26 protein-coding genes and 2 other annotated features are annotated in these 24597 nt (G+C 41.2%); of the genes, 10 read left to right on the top strand and 16 right to left on the bottom strand.

The annotated features are described in order from the left end of the window. Positions 1-787 precede the first annotated feature (787 nt). The 4 genes from B7717_RS02535 (at position 788) to B7717_RS02520 (ending at position 4032) form a co-directional block, all read left to right on the top strand. Complete coding sequence (locus tag B7717_RS02535; protein ID WP_000379854.1) at positions 788-1219, top strand: Rrf2 family transcriptional regulator; 432 nt, start codon at positions 788-790, stop codon at positions 1217-1219. 90 nt (positions 1220-1309) lie between these two features. Continuing rightward, the gene (locus B7717_RS02530) at positions 1310-2314 is read left to right on the top strand and encodes an NADP-dependent oxidoreductase (protein WP_084944116.1); all 1005 of its coding nucleotides are present in this window, start codon (positions 1310-1312) and stop codon (positions 2312-2314) included. A 13-nt stretch (positions 2315-2327) separates the two neighbouring features. Further along, positions 2328-3164: an alpha/beta fold hydrolase gene (locus B7717_RS02525; RefSeq protein ID WP_084944115.1), complete on the top strand. Its 837-nt coding sequence runs from the start codon at positions 2328-2330 to the stop codon at positions 3162-3164. A 1-nt stretch (position 3165) separates the two neighbouring features. Continuing rightward, complete coding sequence (locus B7717_RS02520) at positions 3166-4032, top strand: SDR family NAD(P)-dependent oxidoreductase (protein WP_084944114.1); 867 nt, start codon at positions 3166-3168, stop codon at positions 4030-4032. A gap of 137 nt (positions 4033-4169) precedes the next feature. Here B7717_RS02520 and B7717_RS02515 read toward each other — a convergent pair whose 3' ends face one another. Then, positions 4170-5651 carry a M protein trans-acting positive regulator PRD domain-containing protein gene (locus B7717_RS02515; protein WP_084944113.1) on the bottom strand — a complete coding sequence of 494 codons (1482 nt, stop codon included), beginning with the start codon at positions 5649-5651 and terminating at the stop codon, positions 4170-4172. Positions 5652-5947: 296 nt separating this feature from the next. Between B7717_RS02515 and B7717_RS02510 the strand changes: the two genes are divergently transcribed. The 5 genes from B7717_RS02510 (at position 5948) to B7717_RS02490 (ending at position 7870) form a co-directional block, all read left to right on the top strand. Next, the gene (locus B7717_RS02510; protein ID WP_033630119.1) at positions 5948-6184 is read left to right on the top strand and encodes a GlsB/YeaQ/YmgE family stress response membrane protein; all 237 of its coding nucleotides are present in this window, start codon (positions 5948-5950) and stop codon (positions 6182-6184) included. A 99-nt stretch (positions 6185-6283) separates the two neighbouring features. Next, positions 6284-6847, top strand: coding sequence for an alkaline shock response membrane anchor protein AmaP (gene amaP / locus B7717_RS02505; protein ID WP_084944220.1), 564 nt, complete (start codon positions 6284-6286; stop codon positions 6845-6847). Positions 6848-6858: 11 nt separating this feature from the next. Next, positions 6859-7029 carry a DUF2273 domain-containing protein gene (locus tag B7717_RS02500; protein WP_000454669.1) on the top strand — a complete coding sequence of 57 codons (171 nt, stop codon included), beginning with the start codon at positions 6859-6861 and terminating at the stop codon, positions 7027-7029. Positions 7030-7040: 11 nt separating this feature from the next. Beyond that, complete coding sequence (locus B7717_RS02495; RefSeq protein WP_000072931.1) at positions 7041-7625, top strand: Asp23/Gls24 family envelope stress response protein; 585 nt, start codon at positions 7041-7043, stop codon at positions 7623-7625. Positions 7626-7666: 41 nt separating this feature from the next. Continuing rightward, positions 7667-7870, top strand: a complete 204-nt coding sequence (locus tag B7717_RS02490; protein ID WP_000102421.1) for a CsbD family protein — start codon at positions 7667-7669, stop codon at positions 7868-7870. Positions 7871-8089: 219 nt separating this feature from the next. On the opposite strand, the gene B7717_RS02485 is transcribed toward B7717_RS02490, so the two are convergent. From B7717_RS02485 to B7717_RS02475, 3 genes are all read right to left on the bottom strand, one after another. Continuing rightward, complete coding sequence (locus B7717_RS02485) at positions 8090-8611, bottom strand: hypothetical protein (RefSeq protein WP_084944112.1); 522 nt, start codon at positions 8609-8611, stop codon at positions 8090-8092. Between the two features lie 70 nt (positions 8612-8681). Further along, complete coding sequence (locus B7717_RS02480) at positions 8682-9206, bottom strand: thiol-disulfide isomerase (RefSeq protein ID WP_084944111.1); 525 nt, start codon at positions 9204-9206, stop codon at positions 8682-8684. Positions 9207-9308: 102 nt separating this feature from the next. After that, positions 9309-9764, bottom strand: a complete 456-nt coding sequence (locus tag B7717_RS02475; RefSeq protein WP_084944110.1) for a GNAT family N-acetyltransferase — start codon at positions 9762-9764, stop codon at positions 9309-9311. A gap of 73 nt (positions 9765-9837) precedes the next feature. Here B7717_RS02475 and B7717_RS02470 point away from each other — a divergent pair, with 73 nt between their 5' ends. Further along, positions 9838-10497 carry a prepilin peptidase gene (locus tag B7717_RS02470; RefSeq protein ID WP_084944109.1) on the top strand — a complete coding sequence of 220 codons (660 nt, stop codon included), beginning with the start codon at positions 9838-9840 and terminating at the stop codon, positions 10495-10497. Here B7717_RS02470 and trpA read toward each other — a convergent pair. The 12 genes from trpA to B7717_RS02410 form a co-directional block, all read right to left on the bottom strand. Then, positions 10469-11245 carry a tryptophan synthase subunit alpha gene (gene trpA, locus B7717_RS02465; RefSeq protein WP_084944108.1) on the bottom strand — a complete coding sequence of 259 codons (777 nt, stop codon included), beginning with the start codon at positions 11243-11245 and terminating at the stop codon, positions 10469-10471. The genes B7717_RS02470 and trpA overlap by 29 nt on opposite strands. Next, positions 11238-12461, bottom strand: a complete 1224-nt coding sequence (gene trpB, locus B7717_RS02460) for a tryptophan synthase subunit beta (RefSeq protein WP_000331265.1) — start codon at positions 12459-12461, stop codon at positions 11238-11240. The genes trpA and trpB (B7717_RS02460) overlap by 8 nt, the downstream gene beginning before the upstream one ends. Next, positions 12439-13038, bottom strand: a complete 600-nt coding sequence (locus tag B7717_RS02455) for a phosphoribosylanthranilate isomerase (RefSeq protein WP_084944107.1) — start codon at positions 13036-13038, stop codon at positions 12439-12441. Before B7717_RS02455 ends, trpB (B7717_RS02460) begins: the two co-directional genes overlap by 23 nt. Next, a complete protein-coding gene (trpC, locus tag B7717_RS02450; RefSeq protein WP_000076527.1) occupies positions 13025-13792 on the bottom strand; it encodes an indole-3-glycerol phosphate synthase TrpC in 768 nt (255 codons plus the stop codon). The genes B7717_RS02455 and trpC overlap by 14 nt, the downstream gene beginning before the upstream one ends. Then, a complete protein-coding gene (gene trpD, locus B7717_RS02445) occupies positions 13789-14793 on the bottom strand; it encodes an anthranilate phosphoribosyltransferase (protein WP_084881655.1) in 1005 nt (334 codons plus the stop codon). The genes trpC and trpD overlap by 4 nt, the downstream gene beginning before the upstream one ends. Positions 14794-14803: 10 nt before the next feature. Further along, positions 14804-15370: an aminodeoxychorismate/anthranilate synthase component II gene (locus B7717_RS02440; RefSeq protein WP_000601894.1), complete on the bottom strand. Its 567-nt coding sequence runs from the start codon at positions 15368-15370 to the stop codon at positions 14804-14806. Beyond that, the gene (gene trpE, locus B7717_RS02435; protein ID WP_084944106.1) at positions 15367-16728 is read right to left on the bottom strand and encodes an anthranilate synthase component I; all 1362 of its coding nucleotides are present in this window, start codon (positions 16726-16728) and stop codon (positions 15367-15369) included. The genes B7717_RS02440 and trpE overlap by 4 nt, the downstream gene beginning before the upstream one ends. Positions 16729-17105: 377 nt before the next feature. Next, positions 17106-17331: a binding site (T-box leader), on the bottom strand. Then, positions 17328-18506 (bottom strand): tryptophan synthase subunit beta, encoded by a 1179-nt coding sequence (gene trpB / locus B7717_RS02430; RefSeq protein ID WP_000208434.1) that lies wholly within the window; start codon positions 18504-18506, stop codon positions 17328-17330. It overlaps the preceding feature by 4 nt. Positions 18507-18772: 266 nt before the next feature. Then, positions 18773-18998 (bottom strand) — a binding site (T-box leader). Between the two features lie 42 nt (positions 18999-19040). Continuing rightward, positions 19041-20267, bottom strand: coding sequence for a DegT/DnrJ/EryC1/StrS family aminotransferase (locus tag B7717_RS02425; RefSeq protein ID WP_071851317.1), 1227 nt, complete (start codon positions 20265-20267; stop codon positions 19041-19043). A gap of 42 nt (positions 20268-20309) precedes the next feature. Next, entirely contained in the window at positions 20310-21002 is a 693-nt protein-coding gene (locus B7717_RS02420; RefSeq protein ID WP_049478424.1) for a sugar transferase, read from the bottom strand. Positions 21003-21106: 104 nt separating this feature from the next. After that, the gene (locus tag B7717_RS02415) at positions 21107-22849 is read right to left on the bottom strand and encodes an ABC transporter ATP-binding protein (RefSeq protein WP_084944104.1); all 1743 of its coding nucleotides are present in this window, start codon (positions 22847-22849) and stop codon (positions 21107-21109) included. Next, positions 22839-24584, bottom strand: a complete 1746-nt coding sequence (locus tag B7717_RS02410) for an ABC transporter ATP-binding protein (protein WP_084944103.1) — start codon at positions 24582-24584, stop codon at positions 22839-22841. The genes B7717_RS02415 and B7717_RS02410 overlap by 11 nt, the downstream gene beginning before the upstream one ends. Between the last annotated feature and the right edge of the window lie 13 nt (positions 24585-24597).

The raw sequence follows: 24597 nt of genomic DNA, 5'->3' as shown, positions 1-24597 counted from the left end.
CAATAAAAATTAAACACTCCGATTAAACTGACTAGTAAATAGCCAACACTACAAACAGCCTGTGCCAGCAACATATGGTGACTAGAAATGACTGTAATAATGTCACCATCTTGTCTTATGCACTTCTAAAATTTGTTATATTGATTAGAAACCAGAGCTTATAAAAACTAGCTAAACTCGAGAGATAGACACAATTGCGACGAAAAAATGTATAACCAATTCAACTTGTTAAGGTAAGAAAGCATTATTTCCAATCTATTAATTATTCATCTATTACCTATTATGACACAATATTCCCTATAGTTCAACTTTTTACTTGTTTTTATATTACACGGACTAAAAAGTTTTCAACAGTTGATTGCATGTGTTTTAATAAGTTTTAACCTTTCTTGGTTAGATAAAAAAAGAACCATACAGTTTAGAATCTGTATGGTTTTTGCCCCACTTTTGTCCCATTTTTAAATCATGACATTGAAAATACCTAAAATCACTTATATTTCAATATTTTTAATTGCTCTCAATATGAAAGTCCTTTCCAAATCCCTGTAGGGGGCATCTAAATCAACAGGAAAAAGCCTTGATTTACAAGGCTTTTTTGTGTATCTGTTCTACTTTTGGTCAACTAATGGATATCAACGGTATAATTTTATGAACACCCTTCCCAGACAGCTCTAATCTGATTGCACTCAAAATTTTTTAAAATTTAAAACAAAAGACTTGCTTTTCTTTTAATTTATGTTATACTTGTTCTTGTATCTGATACAAGTTTATTAAGAGAGGGATTCATATGGATACAAAATTCTCAGTTGCTTTGCATATCTTAACAATGATTAGTGAAAGCAAGGAAACCTTAAGTTCTCAAGCACTAGCTATTAGTGTTGGGACTAACGCTAGTTACATTCGAAAAGTGATTGCCTTATTGAAAAATGCAGATTTGATTCATTCCCAGCAAGGAAAAACAGGTTATCAACTCAGTAAGTCTCCAAAGAAAATGACTTTACTAGAGATCTACTATGCTACTCAAGAAATCAATCACATTAGTTTATTCCCTGTTCATCAAAATAGTAATCCCGATTGTCCCGTTGGAAAACATATCCAAGGAGCAGTTTCACCGCTTTTTGCTAGTGCCGAATCTCAACTAGAGAAGGAATTAGCAAATCAAACTTTAGAAGATGTCATTGACAATCTATATAAACAAGCTAAACAAGTCCGAAACTGATTTGATAACAAATCAGTTTTTACTGGAAAAAACATATACTTGTATCAGATACAGGTATATAAAATCATATTAAAAAGAAAAGAGAAGACAATGAAAGCCGCGCAACACACTACTTATAACAAAAACAATATCACACTGAACATCACAGAAATCGCTAAACCAAGTATTACAGACAAACAAGTCTTGGTGAAAGTCACCGCAGCCGGTGTTAATCCTCTCGATAACATGATCTCTCGTGGTGAGGTCAAGATGATTGTTCCTTACAAACTTCCTCAAACTGCAGGTAACGAGGTCGGTGGGATCGTTGAAAGCATTGGCAAGCAAGTTGACAACTTTCAGATAGGAGACCGTGTCTTTGGCCGTCTGCCACTTGATCATATCGGCGCCTTTGCAGAATACGTAGCTGTCGATAGCCAAGCCTTAGCCAAGGTTCCAGACTATCTATCAGACGAGGAAGCCGCTGCTGTTCCTCTTACTGCCTTGACTATCATGCAGGCTCTTGACCTCATGGGCACTCAAGCTGGGAAAACGATCTTTATTTCTGGTGGTACTGGAGGTGTCGGTGGAATGGCCATTCCGATTGCCAAGGCCAAAGGTTTGAAAGTCATCACCAACGGTTCTGGAGATAGTGCTGAGCGTGTGTTGAAACTAGGAGCAGATAGATTTATCGATTACAAAACAGAGGATTATACAAAAACTATTAGTCAGGTGGATTATGTCCTCGATACTCTCGGTGGAGCTGAAACTGAAAAACAAATGTCTATCATGAAAAAAGGTGGTCATCTTGTTTCACTTCGTGCCTTGCCAAACGGTGCCTTTGCCAAACGCATGAATCTACCAAAATGGAAACAGATTATTCTTGGCTTAGCAGGTCGCAAATTTGATAAAATGGCGGAAAAATATGGTGTCCACTACCATTTTATCTTTGTAGAAAGCAATGGCGCTCAATTACAAGAAATAGCTGACCTCTTTAGCAAATTAGAAATCAAGCCCTCTATCGATACAGTTTATCCATTTGAAGAAGTGAATAACGCCTTAGACAAGGTCGCTAATGGTCGCTCACGTGGAAAAACAGTCCTCAGCTTTAAGAAATAAAAAGGAAAACACAATGTCATATCTTACAACTAAAAATCAATACATCACTATCCAAGGAAATCAAATTGCCTATCGCGAACTTAGTAAAGTCAAATCAAAGCTACCTCTTCTGATGCTTATCCATTTGGCAGCAACTCTCGATAACTGGGATCCAAGATTATTAAACTTGATTGCTGAAAAGCACCATGTCATTGTGGTCGATCTTCCTGGTGTTGGAGCTAGTCAAGGCAAAGTGGCGCCAACCATTCCTGGAATGGCTGAGCAGACAATTGACTTTGTAAAAGCGCTTGGTTACGATAAAATCAATCTCCTCGGCCTTTCTATGGGAGGAATGATTGCCCAAGAAATCATCCGAATCAAGCCTGATTTGGTCAATCGTTTAATCTTGGCTGGAACAGGTCCTCGAGGTGGAAAAGAGGTCGATAAGGTAACAGGGAAAACCTTTAACTATATGTTTAAAGCGGGGCTCGAGCACATCGATCCTAAACGCTATATCTTCTATAATCATGATGAACAAGGGAAAATCGAAGCTTTGAAAGTCCTAGGACGAATGGGTATGAGAACAAAGAAATTTGCTGATAAAAACATGAACCTATCAGGATTCCTAACTCAACTCAAAGCTATTAAACGTTGGGGGAAAGATCCTCAAGACGACCTAACATTTATCACTCAACCAACCTTAATCGTCAACGGGGACAAGGATATGCAGGTTCCAACGGAAAATTCCTATGACATGCATGAGAAAATCGAAAATAGTAAGCTGATTATCTATCCAAATGCAGGGCACGGTTCGATCTTCCAATATGCAGACGAATTTTCAAAAGAACTCATTGCTTTCTTGGAGGACTAATATGGTCAAAACCATTCTAATAACAGGCGCTACTGACGGTATTGGTAAACATTTGGCAAAGAAACTGGCCAGTGAAGGGCATCAGATCATCCTCCATGGTCGAAATCCTCAAAAACTTGAGCTGGCGCTTCAAGAGGTTCGGGCAGTTTCTTTGAGAGGCAGAGTTTCTAGCTACCTTGCAGATTTTTCAAAACTAGACGATGTTTATCGATTTCTGGAGGAAATCAAGCGAGACTTTCAAAGTATTGATGTCTTGTTTAACAATGCAGGCCTTTATGCTGGAAAAGAACGAAAAGCGAGTGCTGAAAATGTCGAGTTGACCTTTATGTTATCTGTTCTGGTTCCCTATATTTTAACAACTGAGTTAAGTCCCTTGTTAGAAAATTCGCCTGATGGCCGTGTCATCAATACTTCCTCCTATATGCATCGTTTTGCCAAGGTCAAGGATTTGGACTTTGGATTTGAGAACAATTATAATCCCGGATTGGCCTATAATAATTCTAAACTTTACACGATTTGGATGACACGTTATTTGGCAAGGGACTTCTTTTTAAAAGGTTCAAACATCACCATCAATGCCTACCATCCAGGTTTGATTTCAACCAACTTGGGGAATAACTCTAGTGATGAAAAAACGAAAAAGTCTCTCTTTGGGCGCCTGATGAAATCTTTTTCAAAAGATCTAGATCAGGGAATTGAAACAGGCTACTATCTCACATTATCAGAAGAGATTAGGGGATTGACTGGCTATTATTTTGATGAGAAGAAAGTAAAGTCTGTATCTGAAAAAGGCTATACTTTTGAGAAAGCACAAGCTTTAATCGCTTACTGTGACGATAAAATCAAATTGTTTCAAACCAAACAGTGAGTAGTCTGACTCTATTTTCCTTTAATGGCTAAGTTAAGGTGCTTCAAAACTAGTTGATTCTCAATGTAAAAGTTCGTGTAAGGAAAAAAACATCAACAGGAAAAGCCTTGGAGTCAAGGCTTTTTTGTTATTCTTAGTTACTCGTCTAATCGAATAAACATCATTGCGTTGAGCAAAGAGATGAGAGCGACTGTATTGACATTATTGGAATAGATCAGTCTCTTATTTTCAATAGGAGGAATAATAAAATTAGAAATAATGATGTCGTAAGGTGATTCTTTTAGAGCATCAAGTGATAACTCTAATTCACTCCAAACTTCCAGTTCAAAATTGTTACTGCAATAGTAAGAAAGTGTCTCTGCTACTGATTTTGCATGATACTGATCAAAATTACTCATGACTAAAACCTTTAATTTAGGTTGATTTTGTAAAAGATTTAGCACTAAGTGTTTGCTGTGAGTGATAAAAGTATAAGACAAATGATTGATCTTCATTGAATTACGATCCATATCCAAAGCCTCTAGATAATGTTCAATCCCTTCCTTCACCTCTGAAACAAAGCGAGGGAAAATATTTTGAAAGTTCTTGATTGTATTACCTTTTTGATCAAATAGGATAAACTCTGTCGATAATTCCTGGCGATGAAGATGTGCCGTATTATGCAGATGCCAAATCAAATTGTCTCTATTGTCTACTTGGAGATTATACTCTCTTGATACCTGATCCACTAAATCTCCCAATAACTGATACGATTTTTTTACATAGCTGTCTGTTTTTGCATGGTTCAGAAATACTTCTTCATCTATGAAAAACATTTTTTGAAAATAGGATACAAACAGTTGACCTATCACTTCTTTATTTAGAGAGATATGATATTCAGAGTCAAAGCTCGCTACAATGTCTTCGATTCCTTCTGCCTGCATGAAAGATTCCAACAATTGGTTGTTAAAAGAATTTTTCTCAACTTCCATGAAATGACCAAACTTTATTCGGTATAAATTTGTTACGAGGAGTAACTTTAACATTCGTTGAGTGGCGAAATTGACAGGAAATGAAGTTTCTTTATAGACCAGTGCCAACAGCTTACACAAAGGTTCTACCGAAAAATCTTCAAAGGGCCATTCAAGGAAATAATATTTCTCTGAAAAATATTGGGCAAAAAAGTAACGGATATCGATTTCATTTCCAGTGATTCGAACTGGATTGAGGCTAATTTCAAAACGATATTGTTTCTTAATAATTTTATTAATATGACGGATGATACGGTAAAGAGAGGAAGAACTGATATAAAACTCTTTGCAAATACTATCAGTATCACATCCTTCATTAAAGAAGATAAATTCTAAAATTGAAAAGTGGGTTGAATGCTTAAAAAAATGATGATAGACCATCTCAATATCACTATCGTCAGTATTTATGATACGGATGCCGTTTGTTGAGGAATGAAATATCAAGTCAGGAAAGGAAGACCTGACATGGGACAAGTCATTTTTTACAGAACGTTCTGTACAGTGCAATAATTCTGCTAGTTCTGAAATATGAAACCAGCGTTTGTTTTCAAACAGTAATTCTAATAATTCTAATTGTCTGTGACTTTTTTTCGATAATAAATCTCTCATGAATAGCTTTTCTCTCTTTATAATAAACTAAACGATTGTCTTTCAATCTTCATGCAATTATACCACATGGAATGCGTTTATCCTCTTACAACGACTTTTGCTTGTCATAAAAAGACTAGTCTAATCCCTTAGAAACCCAGTAGCATCAAGATTTTCTTATTTATTTGTATCTAAAGTACATGTTTACAGTACGGTTTTTAAGACGAACTATTATGTTTCCAAGTTGAGATAGTATATAATTAGTTCAATCAAAGAAATTGACTCTTTGATTTAGAAATAGAAAAGGAGGATACACTATGTTGTGGTCCATTATTGTAGGAGGTCTTATTGGTCTCGCCGCAGGTGCAATCACTAAAAAAGGTGGTTCAATGGGATTGATTGCAAATATCTTTGCAGGTCTTATCGGTTCATCTGTAGGGCAATCACTTCTAGGAAGCTGGGGACCTTCATTGGCTGGAATGGCTATTATTCCGTCAATCGTAGGTGCAGTGATTGTTGTTGCAGTCGTTTCATTTCTATTTGGTAAAAAATAAGCATTACCTAATAAGAAATTAAAAGTGATAAGCCATAATTTTGAATACTGCAGACGGGTAAAATTATGGTTTAAAGCTTTTCATTTGAAAGGATTTAATATGTCAAAATCAAAGAAAATATTGTTACTTATTTTCTGTATTTTAATCTTGGCTATTTTCCTTCCTATTCTCATAGATTATCATCAGGTCAGTGATTTAGACATCAACTTATTCAGTTGGAGAGATTTCTACGCTGAATTTCTGATTGCTAGATATGTCTTTTGGGGGACACTTGTCCTATCTGTTTTAGTGTTAATTTCAATGTTAGTAATACTCTTCTATCCTAAACAGTATTTAGAGATTCAATTAGAGACTCAAGAAGATACATTAAAACTAAAAAATTCAGCTATCGAAGGCTTTGTTCGATGTTTGGTCATTGATCATCAGTTGATCAAAGAACCAACAGTCCATGTAAATAGCCGCAAAAATAAATGTTTCGTTTATGTTGAGGGCAAAATTCTTCCTTCGGACAACATCTCAAAACGATGTCTTGTCATTCAGAATGAAATAACTCATGGATTAAAGCAGTTCTTTGGTATTGAACGTGAGGTAAAACTTGAAGTTAAAGTGAAAGAATTTGAACCTCCAAAAACGACCAAAAAGACTGTTAGTCGTGTAAAGTAAGGAAGTAAAAAATGGAATGGTTTAAAAAATATCAGTATCCAATCATTGCAGGTCTAGTAGGTGTCATTCTCGCTTGCTTTATCTTATCCTTTGGCTTTTTCAAAACACTATTTGTACTTATTTGTGGAGCCCTAGGAGCATTTGCAGGATACTATGTTAAGGAAAAATATTTAAATAAATAAAGGAGTCTCGTATGTCAAACGTAGATAAAAATGTAGAAAAAAAAGATGTCGCTGTTGTTTCTCAAGATGTTAAAGGGGAACTCACTTATGAGGATAAAGTAATCCAAAAAATCATTGGTCTTTCACTTGAAAAAGTACCTGGACTTTTGGATGTGGATGGAGGATTCTTCTCTAATCTAACAGAAAAAATTATCAATACAGATAATGTCACTCATGGTGTCAATGTTGAAGTTGGGAAAGAGCAAGTTGCAGTTGACTTGAACATTGTTGTTGAGTACCAAAAGAATGTCCCTGCTTTGTACAAAGAAATCAAAGATGTTGTCGTATCACAAGTTACAAAAATGACTGATCTAGAAGTAGTTGAAGTCAATGTGAATGTTGTTGATATCAAAACGAAGGAACAGCATGAAGCAGATTCAGTAAGCCTCCAAGACCGAGTAACTGACGTGGCTTCTTCAACAGGAGAATTTGCTTCAGAACAATTTGAAAAAGTGAAATCTGGTATCGGTTCAGGTGTTGCTGCTGTTCAAGAAAAAGTAGGTGAAGGTGTTGAAGCCGTTAAGGGCGAAGCAAAGGAAAATGCTCGCGTACACTAATTCATCTAGTCTAAATCAATCAATTTAAAGGAGGCAGAATCATGTCAACAGAAGAAAAACTAAATCAAGCAAAAGGTTCCATTAAAGAAGGTGTCGGCAAAATGATTGGCGATGAAAAAATGGAAAAAGAAGGAACAGCTGAAAAAGTTGTTTCTAAAGTAAAAGAAGTTGCTGAAGATGCTAAAGACGCTGTCGAAGGCGCTATTGAAGGTGTTAAAAACATGCTTCACAAAGACGAAAAATAAGTCTAAACGTTAATTGACCTTTTCATTATAGTAGTCAAAAAGAGGACCGTAAATGTCCTCTTTTTTTGTAGATCGGATTCTAAACACGCTTCCCAATTTTCGCTAAAAGGTAGTGTCAACAGGAAAAGCCTTGGTTTCAGGGCTTTTTTGCTTACTTAAAATAGTATGTTTTTATTGAATTGAAACAAATTTTAAAAGCTTGCACACTACTAGACTGGCTTATTTATCCACCACCTGAGCCTCAAATTGGGCTAGTTGGTTGTCTACATTGGTAATGGTTATCGTGTAGGGCTTGTTATTGGTGGCATCAAACACTTTTTCACCTTGGTAACTCACAACAACTCCATCTTTTTCTAAATAAATATCTGCTTGGTTGTTTGGAAGTTCTTCATCCTCCTTGTCGAAACCATGGCTTTTTATAATTTTTTGTCCCTCTACTTCATAGTAAACATCACCATTACTCTCACTCCAAACACTAGAGCCAGTTAATTTAATTTTACTTGAATCCTTTTTCTTCAAGATGAAGAGTGAATAGTATTCCAAATCTTGTGTTCTGGGATTTACTCTTAAGCTGACGGATTGACCTGGTTGAAGAGTGTATTTGCCATAGTTCAAAACGGAAAGGACAAACCAAACTAGCAGCAAACTATACAAGACTCCTATAATCATTCGTGAGCGCCTACTTTTAAACAAACGTAAAAGTAACAGTAAAGAGACAATAAAGAGCAATTCTGTAAACATTCTTGTGCCCCCTTTCTCATCATCATTGACAGCCTAAACAGAGTCTCGCATCCACTTCTCACTGGTAACATCAACCATATAAAGTCTGATACATCTTATCTAGAAAAGCTTTCAACTCTTTTCGAACAATCTTTAATAGGCGTTCTTCTTCTGCTTGAGATATCGTCACACTTTCTTTATTTTGATTACTGATATGAGAATAGTAACTACGTTTTAGCAATAACTGATTATCTAAAATATAGTAGGCATTTATTTTTTCCTCATTTACCATTGTTGCAAATAAAACCGAGACTTCATCCCTGCCAGGATTCGACATTTTCAAATCGATGTCTCCTTTTATCCCTATGGAGTCAATTCCTCCATCCAAGCGGATGGCACCGTCGGGAGGAACAATATAGCCTGCTTTCCGCATGTCAGACGCATATTTTCCTGAATCCATTAAATGTTGTAAGACAGCTATATTGTCCTGTTCTTCAAAGGAAGCCTTTAGTTGGAACCGTTCTTGGTGGCTTTGATACTGAAAATAAAGAGTGATACCAACAACTAAGGCAAGTACAGAAGCGAGCAAGATTCGTATTTTTCTACGTCTCGACATGTTTATCTCCTCTATCTTAGAAATCATAGAAGTCTTGTTTCTAACTTTGAAAGATAACTTCCTTTTCCTTGAAAATCCTTGGAACTCTAACTCAAGTGACTGCTATCTCCCCTTTTTCATGATGTATTTTCGTATAGGTTTTTCAACCATTTGAACGATTTCAAATCCTTCTTTTTGGTAAAGATTGTAAGCTTTTTGATTTGCCTCGTAGACATTTAGAGAAATAGTATCTATGTCTTCATTTTCAAATGCCAAACTAACAAATTTCCTTAAAGCCTGGCTACCTAAGCCTTGCCCCTGCTTCTGGGGGTTGATAAAAAATCTCCCGATATGAAGATTCCTGTCTTCTAGCCTGATTTTCTGGATAAGCCCGACAAACTCTTGTCCATCAAAAATTGAAAAGATTCCTTCCAAATCTTGCAAGATTTGAATTGTTAAGGGAAAAGGAATCATTGTTCCCATCCATTGTTCTTGAAAGGATTTGCCAAGGGAGTTGGACCATTGGCATAAGAGCTGAGCATTTTCTGTACTCACATTTTCTTCAAAACGAATCATCATCTTGACCTCACCATCTATCTTATCAATGTTTCTTTATTATACTACTTCTCTTATTTTTTACGAATAGATAAGTATGATTGATCTTTATTTTTTTCTTGTCGGGAGCATTCTCGCTTCCTTTCTCGGTTTGGTCATTGACCGTTTCCCTGAGCAATCCATTATCCGACCGTCTAGTCACTGCGATTCCTGTCAGACTCGCTTGCGTCCCTTAGATTTGATTCCTATCCTCTCTCAGCTCTTCAATCGCTTTCGCTGTCGCTACTGCAAGGCTCGCTATCCATTCTGGTATTCCCTTTTTGAATTGGGCTTGGGGTTACTTTTTCTGGCTTGGTCATGGGGCTGGATTTCCTTGGGTCAAATCATCCTCATCACTGCTGGCTTGACCTTGGGCATTTACGACTTTCGCCATCAGGAATATCCCTTACTAGTCTGGCTGACTTTCCACCTAATCCTCATGGTCTGCTCTGGCTGGAATCTGGTTATGGTCTTCTTCCTTGTTCTTGGGATCATGACCCATTTTATCGATATCCGCATGGGCGCAGGAGATTTCCTCTTTCTAGCTTCTTGTGCTCTCATCTTTAGCGCGACAGAATTACTCATCTTGATTCAGTTCGCTTCTGCGGCAGGGATTTTAGCCTTTCTTTCGCAAAAGAAAAAGGAAAGACTTCCTTTTGTGCCTTTCCTCTTACTTGCTACTTGTGTGATTATTTTTGGTAAGCTACTGCTTGTTTGATAAAGTCCTCAATCGGCTCTCCTTGGTGGAGAGCTTTTACAATTTTCGAACCGACAATAACACCATCTGATACCGCATTAAAGCGTTCGACATCTGCTTGACTAGATACGCCAAAACCTGTCAAGACTGGGATGTCAGCTACTTGATGCAATTGTGCCAAGTGCTTGTCCAAGTCTGCGCGGTAATTTCCTGATTTCCCTGTCACCCCATTGATAGCAACGGCATAGACGAAGCCTTCTACTCCCTTGATCAACTCTTTCTGACGCTCAATCCCTGTTGTCAAACTTACTAGGGGAATCAAGGCGATATCTGTGTCTACCAAAAATGGCTCTACAAAGTTGGCATGCTCATGAGGCAGGTCTGGGATAATCAAGCCCTTAACTGCAGTATCTGCCAGATCTTTGACAAATTTGTCCACACCGTACTGAAAAAGGGGGTTGAAGTAGGTCATGATGACCAGTGGTACCTCAGTCTGAATGGTTTTCAAGGTTTCAACCAAAGCCTGGGTAGAAGTCCCATGAGCTAGACTACGTAAGCCTGCTTCTTCGATCACAGGTCCATCTGCAACAGGGTCTGAAAAGGGAATACCCACTTCAATAGCTGAAACACCCAAATCTTCTAAAAAGTGGATTGTTTCAGCGAGACCAACCAAACCTTTCTCATGGTCTCCAGCCATGATATAGGGAACAAAAATTCCTTTTCCAGCTGCTTTGATAGCGTTCAATTTTTCTGTTAGTGTCTTAGGCATGGGCTTCTCCCTTCTTTGCTGCATCTGCTTCCAAGCGGTCTTTGACTTGAACCACATCCTTGTCCCCACGTCCAGATAGGCAGACAATCATCGACTTGTCTGGTCCAAGTTCTTTGGCCAATTTCACTGCGAAGGCAATGGCATGGCTAGATTCCAAGGCTGGGATAATTCCTTCCACACGAGACAAGAGTTGGAATCCTTCCAAAGCTTCCTCGTCTGTCACAGGAACATAGCTGGCACGTTTGATATCGTGGTAGTGAGAATGTTCTGGACCGATACCAGGATAGTCCAATCCTGCTGAGATAGAGAAGGCTTCAAGAATTTGACCATGAGCATCTTGGAGCACATCCATGAGGGAACCATGGAGGACACCTGGACGACCCTTGGTTAAGGTCGCTGCGTGGTGCTCCGTGTCCACACCAAGTCCTGCTGCTTCAGCCCCATACATAGCTACTGACTCATCTTCTACAAATGGATGGAAGAGACCGATAGCATTAGAACCACCACCAACACAGGCTACTAGGGCATCTGGTAAGTCTTGTCCTGTCAAGTCACGGTACTGTTGTTTAGCTTCTCGACCGATGACACTTTGGAAGTCACGAACGATTTCTGGGAAAGGATGAGGTCCCAAGGCAGAACCAAGGATATAGTGGGTATCGTCGATATTTGCCACCCATGAACGGAGGGCTGCATTGACCGCATCCTTAAGCACGCGCGAACCATCTGTCACAGCCTCAACCTTAGCTCCTAAAAGCTCCATACGGAACACATTAAGTGCTTGGCGTTTAACATCTTCCTCACCCATGTAGATGGTACATTCCATGTTAAAGAGGGCCGCAGCTGTTGCAGTTGCCACACCGTGCTGACCAGCACCTGTTTCAGCGATAATTTTCTTTTTGCCCATGCGTTTAGCCAGAAGAACTTGTCCCAAGGCATTGTTAATCTTGTGAGCACCTGTATGGTTAAGGTCTTCCCGTTTGAGATAAATCTTGGCTCCGCCGATATGCTGGGTCAAGTTTTTTGCGTAGTAAAGGGGAGTTTCACGTCCTACGTACTGGCGCAAAAGTTGGTTCAATTCCTCTTGGAAGCTTGGGTCTGCCTGACTTTCACGATAAGCTTTTTCCAACTCCAAAACTGCTGTCATCAATGTTTCTGGGACGAAACGTCCGCCGAATTTTCCGTAAAATCCATCTTTATTTGGTTCTTGATATGCCATGCTTTACCCTCTCTATAAATCTTCTAATCTTTTCCTGATCTTTCTGTCCATCTGTCTCCACTCCACTCGATACATCTACTGCATAGGGAGTAAAGTGTTGAATTGCTTCTTCTACATTGTCTTCATTAAGCCCACCTGCGATGAAAAATGGCTGGGCTAGTCCAGACGTATCCAGTTGACCCCAGTCAAAGGTCTTACCACTCCCAGCCACAGGGGCATCAAAGAGGAGATAATCCGCCTGAGAATTAGGCACATGACCATTTCCATCCACCTGCACAGCCTGAATACTGGCACAAGATAAATCCTCAAACAAATCATCCGCTACCTGACCATGAACTTGAATCAAGTCCAAGCCAACTTTGTCAATCGCTTCTAGTAATTCTGCCCGACTTGGTGAAACAAATACACCAACCTTTTTAACGTTAACAGGAATGAGCTTTGCCAGCTCTGCAGCCTCTTCCAAGGTCACCTGTCTTTTACTAGGTGCAAAGACAAAACCGATATAGTCTGCCCCTGCTGATACGACTGTCTCTACCGCTTCTTTGTTCGACAATCCACAAATCTTAACCTTTGTCAATCTGCAACTCCTTGATTCTCTGGGCTACATCTTCTGCCTGCATGAGAGCTGTTCCCACCAAAATTCCGTTAAAGTATGGTGCAACGCGTTCCGCATCCTGCCCTGTGAAAATAGCAGATTCAGAAATGTAATAACGATCTTCCTTAAAGTGCTGGGCCAAGTCTACACTGGTCTGCAAGTCGACTTCAAAGGTGGTCAAGTTGCGGTTGTTAACCCCAATAATCTGGGCACCAAGTCTGTGGGCTACCTCTAGTTCAGCTAGATTGTGAGTCTCCACCAAGACTTCCAGACCAAGCTCTGTCGCGTAGTCATACAGTTCCTTGAGGCGTTCTTCTGACAAGGCAGCGACAATTAGCAAGATAACTGTCGCGCCGGCATTGCGAGCACGGATGATTTGCTTTTCATCGATGATAAAGTCCTTGTTGAGCGTTGGAATGTTTACCTGACTGGAGATCTCACGTAAATAATCCAAATGCCCTTTAAAGAAAACTTCATCTGTCAAAACCGAAATCATCACTGCGCCGTTCGCTTCATAAGTCTGGGCCTGTTGCACAATATCCACATCGAGATTGATATCTCCCAGACTAGGGCTAGCTTTCTTGACTTCAGCGATTACCTGCAAACGGTCCTGGTGATTCTTCAAAAATGCTGCCAAGCGATAGGTCTGGCGCAAGGGATGGACTTCCTCCAGCTCCATCTGCTCGACCTCACGCGCCTTCTGCTCCAAAATTCGTGCTAAAAATTCCTGACTCATTTTTGGTACTCCTGTAACAGTCTGAGCTTTTCAAGGGCCTTGCCACTAGCAATTACTTGACGAGCCAAGGCAACTCCTTCCTTGATACTAGCTACCTTACCATTGGCATAGAAACCAAGACCAGCATTTAAAACTGTCGTTTCCAAGAATGGACTTGGTTCGTTTTGAAGAACGCTGAGCAAAATTTCTGCATTTTCCTGAGCATTGCCACCACGGATATCTTCGATAGCGTAGCGTTCCATCCCCAAATCTTCTGGAGTAAAGCTTGACAAGGTGATTTTGCCATTCTCAAGAAGGGCAATGCTGGTAGCTCCATTCAAACCAGCTTCATCCAAGCCTTCTGGTCCAGCAACCACGATGGCACGTTTACGACCCATATTTTTCAAAACCTGAGCAGTGCTTTCTAGAAGTTCTGGACGACTAATACCAAGCAACTGTGTTTCCAAGGCCATTGGGTGAATCAGTGGACCAGTTAAGTTCATAATCGTTGGAATTCCTAGTTCCAAACGTGCTGGCATGATGTATTTCATAGCTGGGTGCATATTTTTAGCAAAGAGAAAGACGATTCCAGTTTTATCGAAAACCTTACCTAGTTCAGCTGGTTTGAGGTCAAGATTGATGCCCAATGCTTGAAGGACGTCTGCAGAACCCGATTTAGAAGAAATCGAACGGTTACCGTGCTTAGCCATATGAATCCCGCCACCAGCCAAGACAAAGGCTGCAGTTGTGGAAATGTTAAAACTGAAAGACTTGTCCCCACCTGTACCGCAGTTATCCATAGCGTCATGGATCTCAGTTGGAATGTGTTGGGCATGTCCTCTCATGACTTGTGCAATGGCTGTACGCTCTTCAGGTGTTTCGCCCTTCATCTTAAGGGCCAAGAGAAGAGAAGCAATCTGAGCTTCGGTTACGCGCCCAGTTACGATACGCTCAATGACATCCGTCATTTCCACACCTGATAAATTTTCAAATTTTGCTAATTTTTCAATAATCTCTTTCATCCTAGTTTCCTCACTTTACAACTTTTTCGATAAAATTCCGAATAGAAGACAAGCCATCTGGCGTTCCGATACTTTCTGGATGGTACTGGAAGCCATAAATCGGCAGGCTTTTGTGTTGAATTCCCATAATAGCTTGGTCATCAGTCGAACGAGCTGTCACTTCAAAGTCTTCAGGCATTTCTTCAATCAAAATACTGTGATAACGCATGACTGGACGACCATCCTCAATGCCTTGATAGAGAACAGATGGCGCTTCAAAGTTGATATGGCTCTGTTTCCCATGCATGACTTTTGGAGCCAAGCCTAGCTTCCCACCAAAGACTTCTGCGATAGCTTGGTGACCCAAACAAATACCTAGAATTGGCTTCTTACCTGCAAAGTCACGAATCATGTCTTCCATCTTTCCGGCATCCACTGGCCAACCAGGACCCGGAGAAAAGACTAGACCATCTGCTTTTTCAGCTTCTTCATACAGCTTGGGATCATCATTTCTCAAAACCTGCACTTCTGCAAAATTCCCAATGTATTGGGCCAAGTTATAGGTAAAGGAATCATAGTTGTCAATCAATAAAATCATGGTCTTAGTTCTCCAATTCTAGTCATAGATTTAGCCTTGTTAATGGTTTCTTGGTATTCGTTTTGGGCAATAGAGTCATAGACAATCCCTGCCCCAGCCTGAACATAGGCTGTTTGATTTTTGAGAATCATAGTTCGGATGGCGATGGCGAAATCCATATCTCCCGTCGCAGACAAGTAGCCGATTGCTCCTGCGTATACGCCACGTTTTTCTGTTTCCAGTTCATAGATGCGTCTCATCGCTCGAATCTTTGGTGCTCCTGAAACTGTTCCAGCTGGAAGTGTAGCTTTCAAAGCATCCATGGCAGTGAGGTCTGGAAGCAAACGCCCTTTCACCACGCTGGTCAAATGCATGACATAGCGGAAGAGCTCCACTTCCATATACTTGGTGACTTGAACACTGGCTGTCTCAGAGATTCGACCAATATCATTGCGTCCCAAGTCTACCAACATCCGATGTTCTGCTGTTTCCTTCTCATCAGAAAGCAGGTCTGTCGCCAAGGCCTTGTCCTCTTCATCCGTAGCTCCTCTTGGTCGCGTACCTGCAATCGGATTGGTTGTCACAATGCCATTTTTAACAGAAACCAAACTTTCTGGACTAGCTCCGATGATTTGATAATCCCCAAAATCATAGAAATAGAGGTAATTAGAAGGATTGGTCACGCGGAGATTTCTGTAGAAGTCAAATGGATTTCCAGTAACTTCTGCTGAGAAACGCTGGCTGAGCACGCATTGGAACATATCCCCGTTACGAATCAAGTCACGAGCGGTTTCCACCATTTGCTCAAACTTATGAGGAGCAATGTGCGGTTTGAAGTCTAGCGGAGATAAATCCAAGTCTTCAAATTCATTTGGAGCAGGAATGCGTAATTCCTCCAGCACTTGCTTCAAGGCTTTTTCCAAATCTTCTTGACTGCGATCGCTATAAAGAGCATCCTCTATGACATGAATTTTTTCTTTCTTGTGGTCAAAGACCATATAACTCTCATAGACAAAGAAATGCATGTCTGGCGTCCCAATGGTATCTTCAGGGATTTGACCAATTTCTTCATAGAGCGAAATCATATCGTAACCAACAAAGCCAATGGCTCCTCCACCAAAAGGGAGGTCTGAATGGTGCTGGCTCTTATGAGTCACCTCATAAAGGAAATCCAAAGGATCCCGATCAATCACTTGACCATTTTGATAAAGGACTCCATTTTCAAACTGAATCTCAAAAACAGGATTATAGGCTAGGATAGAAAAACGAGCGGTTTCCTTGTCTCTCGGAATACTTTCTAAGATCACCTTGTGTTGCCCCTTTAGGCGCATATAAGCCAAGATTGGTGATAAGACATCTCCATGAATGATTCGTTCCATTGTAATTTCCCTTTCAGTTTCTTATTTTTAATTTTTTGTCTTTTTTCTATTTCCCTTAAATAGTGCGGACGGGAGGTAAAATTATCCAGTGGATGATTTTAGAAAACCATAAAATGAAAGACCTAATTTTCGAGCTCCTCGCTCATTCATTTCTAGGCTCAAGCTAAAATAGTTCCCCGAACTATTTTACTCTCAAAAATTCCGTTCTAGAGAAGCATCTTTGCTTCTCTAGAATACCACTATGGCGGGAAATAGCGTTTCAATGCTCACTTCGTTTGCAAATATTTTATAGAAATCTATCTATTGATGAAGCATAATTTAAAACTGATGACCATATCTACGATAAATATATAAAAATCCCCACGCAAAATAACTTGCGTGAGGACGAAATTCGCGGTGCCACCTCAATTATAGGATTTCTCCTATCTCTCATTCCTGTCTCAGAACTTTCCTGTAACAGGCTGTGCGATAAAGGGCACTCCCTTGAGAATTATGTTTTCTTCTCTCGTTTCAGATGGACCCAACCTTACAGCTTTCTCTGCTTGTTTCCAGCAACCACAAGCTCTCTGGGAAAGAAAGTACTGTAATTTTTCCATCTCTTATTTCTTAGCTTCTAGGTAGTCTGCAATCGCAGCTACGTCCTTGTCTCCACGACCAGAGACATTGATGATGATAATGTCATCTTTACTTAGTTTCGGTGCACGTTTAACCGCTTCTGCGATGGCGTGCGAACTTTCAATCGCTGGGATAATCCCTTCTGTCTTACTAAGAAGGAGCAAGGCTTGAACAGCTTCTTCGTCTGTCGCTGCCACATATTCCACGCGACCTGAATCTTTAAAGTAGGCGTGTTCTGGGCCAACCCCTGGATAGTCCAAACCAGCTGAGATAGAGTAAACTGGCGCCAGCTCTCCGTCTTCCTTAAAGACTGCATAGGTCTTCATACCATCGACAATTCCGACACTACCCTTTGTCATAGTGGCTGCATGCTTGTCTGTGTCAAGTCCGTGACCGGCAGCTTCGACCCCAACCAATTTGACTTCTTCATCAGCCACATACTGAGAAAAAGCTCCGATGGCATTGGAACCACCACCTACACAGGCAATGACGTAGTCTGGTAAACGGCCTTCTTTTTCTAAGATTTGACGACGAGATTCCTCACTGATGACCTTTTGGAATTCATGGACAATGGTAGGATAAGGATGAGGTCCTACAGCAGATCCCAAAACGTAGAATGCTTCAAGGTCATTCATCCATTCTCCAAAGGCTGCATCAACCGCATCCTTGAGAGTTCGCGTTCCCGTTTCAACTGCGTGAACAGTTGCTCCCATCATCTCCATACGGAAAACATTGAGACGTTGACGCTCAACATCCTCTGCCCCCATATAGACATCACAGGCCATACCAAACTTGGCTGCAGCAGCTGCTGTCGCAACACCGTGCTGACCAGCTCCTGTTTCTGCGATCACTCGTTTTTTGCCCATACGTTTGGCAAGAAGAATTTGTCCTAAAACATTGTTGAGCTTGTGAGAACCAAGGTGATTAAGGTCTTCGCGCTTGAGATAAATCTTAGCTCCACCTAGGTGGTCTGTTAAACTTTCCGCAAAATAGAGCGGTGTTTCACGACCAGAATAATCCTTCAAATAATGGCGAAATTCTGCCAAAAACTCTGGATCATCCTTGTATTTGTCAAATGTCATTTCCAACTCATCCAACAAAGCCTGAATCGGCTCCGGTACAAAACTACCACCAAATTGTCCAAAATAACCTTTAGTTGTCATAAATTTTTCCTCTTTCCATATTAATTCGGCTTTTTGTTTGCTTTTAGTAATAGGCAAGGAGCTACAGATAGAACTTAATACTCTTCGAAAATCCAATTCAAACCACGTCAACGTCGCCTTGCCGTACTCAAGTACAGCCTGCGGCTAGTTTCCTAGTTTGCTCTTTGATTTTCATTGAGTATAAGTTCATCAAAGCGACTTAACGTCCTAATAAAAGATAAACAAAATGACCGAAAGAAAAAAGCCCACACACAGAAATCAATCCGTGTGAGGGCGTTGGTAACGCGGTGCCACCTCAATTATAAAGGGACTATTCCCCTTTACATCTCTGTCTTGTCTAACAACAAGTTGCACTGTAAGGTGTGCGCACCGAATTTTCATTGTTTCAAATTCATTTTTAAAATCAGCCCACTTTCACTACTTCCAACCACCTGTTCACAATCACCACAGGCTCCCTGAAGATCAAACATAGTTACTTTTCTGATTTGTTGAGAATATTATATGCTATTGTCCGATTTTTGTCAAGATTTTTTATTATTTTTTTCCAGAACCGAGGATTTCTTCAGAAATTCTCACCAAAGTCTGAACGATGTAATCAACTTCTTCATCGCTTAATTTTGTATGAAGAGGAAGCGTAATTTCATTTTCAAAGAAGGCATAGGCTCTTGGATAATCAGCCATATCGAAACCAAGATTCTTATAGGCTGTCAAGAGAGGAAGCGGTTTATAGTGTACATTACTTGCAATTCCTGCTTTGGCCAATTCTTGGATGATTTGGTTACGCTCTTCTAGGCTAGCACCTTCTAAATGGGTGATGTAGAGGTGGCGTGAAGATTCGACAGTATCAGTCTTGTGTGCCAGTGGGTGAATACGAGTACCCGCAAAACCACGATCATAGCGGTCCACGATGTCCTTACGACGTTGTAGCAAAGCTGGGTAACGATCCAATTGTACCAAACCAATCGAAGCCATGATATCCGTCATGTTGCACTTGTAGGCTGGTGTTACGATATCGTATTCCCATGAACCCAATTGCATCTTGGCAAGAGCATCTTTAGTTTGCCCGTGAAGGGAAAGGATTTGGAACTCCTTGTACATCTCTTCGTCGTCAATCGCTGGATTGACCTTCCAAGTCGCACTTCCTCCCTCAGCAGTTGTAAAGTTCTTAACGGCATGGAATGAGAAGGAAGTAAAGTCAGCGATCGAACCAGCTGGTTGCCCTTTGTAAGTAGATCCCAAAGCATGGGCACTATCAGAGACAATCACGATACGGTTAAAGGCCTTTTGCCACTTGCTAGCAGCTGTAAAGAGATCACGTTTTTTCTCCACAACTTGGAACAAACGGTCATAGTCGCACACAATCCCTGCAAGCTCTACTGGGATGATAACCTTAGTTTTCTCAGTGATAGCTTGCTCAAGCAAGTCATAGTCCATCTCAAAAGTATCTGCTTGGATATCCACCATGACAGGTGTTGCTCCTACGTGAGTGATAACACTACATGAAGCTGTATAAGTCATGGCTGGAACGATGACTTCATCCCCAGGTCCCACTTCCAAAACACGCAAAATCAACTCAAGAGCTGCAGTCGCAGAGTTGAGGCAGACAGTCTTAGGTGTCTGTGTGTATTGAGACAAGCGACGCTCCAGTTCTTTTGTCTTAGGACCTGTTGTGATCCAACCAGAGCGCAGGGTATCCGCTACTTCAGCAATTTCAGCTTCGGTAATATCGGGTGGTGAAAATGGAATATTGTAATTTGGCATTGATTTGCTCCTTTTATCTGTACTCATTTTCTCATGACTACATTATTTTAGCACTTCAAACACGGTTTGAAACATGATTTTGATGTCTCCAAGGAAACTAAACTCTCGGAGATAGGCGAGGTTATAGCGCATCTTTTCAGGAAGAACATGCTCTACATAGGCTTGGTCAACAGACAGGCCTTTTTCGGTCATTTGACTGATGATGGTGTCCTCATCCTTGTAGTCGATACTGGCTGGAGAGGTAATTCCTGCTGGCAAAAGCAAGGTCGCCATCATTTCAGGGCTGTACTGCTCTGTGTAACGTGGCACTTCAGGACGCGTCCCTACAAAGGACATCTCTCCTTTAAGGACATTGACCAGCTGAGGCAGTTCGTCCAAGCGCACACGTCGGATGAAATTTCCAACCTTGGTAATGCGGCTATCGTTAGCAGAAGTCACCAGACTGCCTTTTTTATCCGCATCCGTAACCATAGTACGGAACTTCCAAATCTTGAAAGGACGGTTGTACTGGGTCACGCGCTCTTGCTTGTAAATAACAGGCCCCTTGCTATCCAACTTGATCCAAATGCTCAAGATGAGAAAGACTGGGGAAGTCAAAATTAGCAAGACCAAGGCCAAAATCCAGTCCAAGCAACGCTTGAAAATCAGCGAACCCTTCCTTTTAGAGACAAGCTGGTAGTAAGACTCAACCTCGCTTGATTTCATTTCCACGGGCAAGTCTTCCCATTTCAGCATGCTGTTTCTCCTTTGTTTTTATTATACTATTTGTCAACAATTTTCATTATACCACAAAATGGAAAAGGCGGTGAAAGAAATCTGTAATTTGAAGGATTTCTTCTTTAAGTAAGAGCCCCTGCCTGCAAGCTATACATCTTGTGATAGGTCCCTCCCAAGGCCAAGAGTTCCTCATGGGTTCCACTCTCGATGATGCGCCCCTTGTCCAAAACATAGATACAGTTGGCGTCTTGGATGGTAGAAAGGCGGTGAGCGATAGCAATGGTTGTCCGTCCCTTTCTCATCTTAGCTAGTGAAGCTTGAACCATACTTTCTGTTTCAGAGTCAATATTAGCTGTCGCTTCATCCAAAATCAGAATTTTAGGCTGACTGGCGACTGTTCTAGCAAAGGCAAGAAGCTGACGCTGACCAGTTGAAAAGCTCGAACCACGCTCGGAAACAGGTGCATCATAGCCCAGAGGAAGTTCCTGAATAAAGGAATCTGCATCCACGAAGGCTGCCGCAGCCTGAACTTCTTCGTCACTGAGATCTTGGTACATGGCGATATTGGACTTAATAGTCCCGTGATAGAGGAAGGGTTCCTGCAAGACTAGACCGATATTTTTTCTCAACTCTTCCTGACTGTAGTCTCTAATATCCACACCATCCAAGAGAACTCGGCCTGACTGGAATTCATAAAAGCGCATGAGGACATTGATAATGGAAGATTTCCCTGAACCCGTATGACCTACAAAAGCTATAGTTTCTCCCTTGTTAACAGAGAAAGAAATATCATCCAGAATCTGGTGTTTACCGTCATATGAGAAGCACACATGTTCAAAACGGATATTGCCCTCTTGGATTTTGGCTTGCCCATCTTTTTGAAGGGGCTCATAGGTCCTCTCGTCTATCAGGGCAAAGACACGACCTGCAGAAACCATAGAAGTTTGAAGGGTTGAAAAGTTTTGCGTTACTTCAATCAAGGGGTCAAAGAGACGATTGATATACTGGATAAAGGCATACATGGTTCCTGCTGTTATCCCGATAGAAAGGCCACGATAGCCAAAATAAGCCATCAATACCGCATAACCTAAGAGTTTCAGCAAACTCATGGCAGGTCTCAAAAAGAGGGCATCCAAGGCTACAGAACGGTTGGCGTAGACCAAGTGTTCTCGGTTGATCTCATCAAATTCCGCCTGCAGGCGTTTCTCTTGATTAAAGGCCTGGATTATTCTGATTCCTTCGATGTTTTCAGCCAGCTTGCTATTGATATCTGACAAGAGACTTCTGGTTCTCTCAATGATTTTCACTGATTTTTTCCGATAGAGATTGACCAAAAGGAAAATCAAGGGGAGAAAGAGCAAGACTAATACTGTCAAACGAAAATCCAATACCAACATGGTATAAAGAGTTGTCAGAAAGATGAAAACTGCTGAGATAAAGCTAGATAAAATCCCCGAAAACATATCACTGATAGTCTCGGTGTCATTTGTCAAACGAGAGACGATGGAGCCTGCTGGCGTCTTGTCAAAATAAGACATGCCCAGCTTTTCCATATTGGCAAAGGCATCGCGACGAATATCCCTAACAATACTGTAAGACACGCGCGCAAAGAGAAGATTGCCAACATACTGAACTAGAGTTTGAAGGATATAAAGGCCATAGTAGACCAGCAAAACGGTCACAGCGAGTTGGTTGAGATTGCTGAGATACTGGTCGATAAAGTGGGAGGCCACAAGGGGAATGACACTTTTAATGACCGTCGTCGCTAGTAGAAAACTGAGTGCCAAAAATGTAAGGAGTCCATAAGGCTTGAGATAAGACATCAAGCGCTTCAATACAGTCCATTGTTCTTTCTTATTCTGCATCTTCTGCTCCTTTCATTTCCAGCTGCTGAGACTGGTAGGTTTGGGCATACCAGCCATCTAAAGCTAGCAAGTCTTCGTGCCTGCCTCGTTCGATGATTTGACCATTTTGCAGGACTAAAATCAAATCTGCATGGACAACCGCACTGAGGCGATGGGCAGTGATAATGGTTGTCTTGTCCTTTCGCGTCTCCTTGAGGTTGTCGATGATCGCATACTCCGTCTTGGCATCCACGGCCGACAAAGAATCATCCAAAATCAAGATATCAGGGTCTAAAATCATCGCCCGACTCATGGCCAGACGTTGCTTTTGACCTCCAGAAAGACTGACTCCTTTTTCACCAATCAGCGTATCAAATCCTTGAGGCATGGCTACAATGTCTTGGTAAACTTGAGCTAGCTTCGTCGCTTCCTCGACTGCTGAAAGTGGTAAATCAGGATTCCCAAAGCGGATATTATCTAAAATCGAAGTCGCAAAGAGGAACTGGTCCTGAGGGACGTAGCCCATGAGACTGCGAAGCTCTGTCAGACGATAGTCACGAATATCGTGGCCATTCAGATAAATGCCTCCCTCATCCACATCGTATTCACGCAAGAGAAGCTTGATCAAGGACGTTTTTCCAGAGCCTGTCTGACCAACCAAGCCCAGAGTTTGCCCTTTTTCCAAACTAAAGTGAACATTTGTCAGTGTTTCCTCATTTTCAAAGGCAAAGCTATCAATGGCATACTGCAAGCGCCCGTTTTCAATTCCATCTAAAGGAAACTCAGGGTCTTGTACAGGTGATTCCTGAGACAAAAGTTCCTCAATCCGCTGATAGGAAACCTTCCCTCGCTGAGTGATATTAAAGAGGAAACCAATAGCCATAAGAGGCCAAACCAGCATATCCAAGTAGCTGATAAAGGTGACCAGATTCCCAACCGTGATTTGCCCTTTCTGAACCATCAAGGAGCCGACCAAGAGCGTTAAAACATAGGAGGAACCAACAAATAAGAGAACCATGGGGTCAAAGAGACTATCGTATTTCATGGTTTGCAGGTTCTTTTGGAAGGTCAATTCATTGACTGCCTGAAAGGACTTGAGCTCGTCCGCCTGATACCCGAAAGACTTGGTCACTTTGATACCTGATACAGACTCCTGCACCTTGTTATTGAGTTCAGAAAAGGCAGTCTGCGATTCACCAAAAGCCTTGTGGGTCTTTCTCCCTAGACGACTGGTCGCATAAGCCATGAAAGGCAGGGGCAGAATGGCAACCAAGGTCATTTGCCATGAAATGCTAAAGAGCATGGTCATCAAGGTCACTAAAGCCGTGATAGAGGCATCCACCGCAGACATGACACCGCCTCCTGCCAGACGAGTCAAGGCATTGATATCGTTGGTGGCATGCGCCATCAGGTCCCCTGTCCGATAAGTCTGATAAAAAGCTGGAGACATTTTTGTAAAATGCTCAAATAAGCGAGAGCGCATAATCTGTCCCAAACGGTAGGAAGTCCCGAGGATATACATACGCCAAACATAGCGCAGATAGTACATACCAAAGGCTGCAAGAAGCAAGTAAAATAGGTCAAAAAGGAGGTCCTGCTGGGTTAATTTCCCCGATGTGATAGCATCAATAACCCGCCCCATGACCATGGGGGGAATTAGATTGAGGATGGAAACCGAGACCAGGGCCACAATCCCGACTAAATAACGGCGTTTTTCTAACTTGAAAAACCACCAAAGTTTTTGAATAATGGACATAAAATCCCTTTCT

Source organism: Streptococcus oralis subsp. oralis (assembly GCF_002096495.1).
Classification (GTDB): domain Bacteria; phylum Bacillota; class Bacilli; order Lactobacillales; family Streptococcaceae; genus Streptococcus; species Streptococcus oralis_CU.
This window is presented reverse-complemented; position numbering and strand designations above follow the sequence as displayed.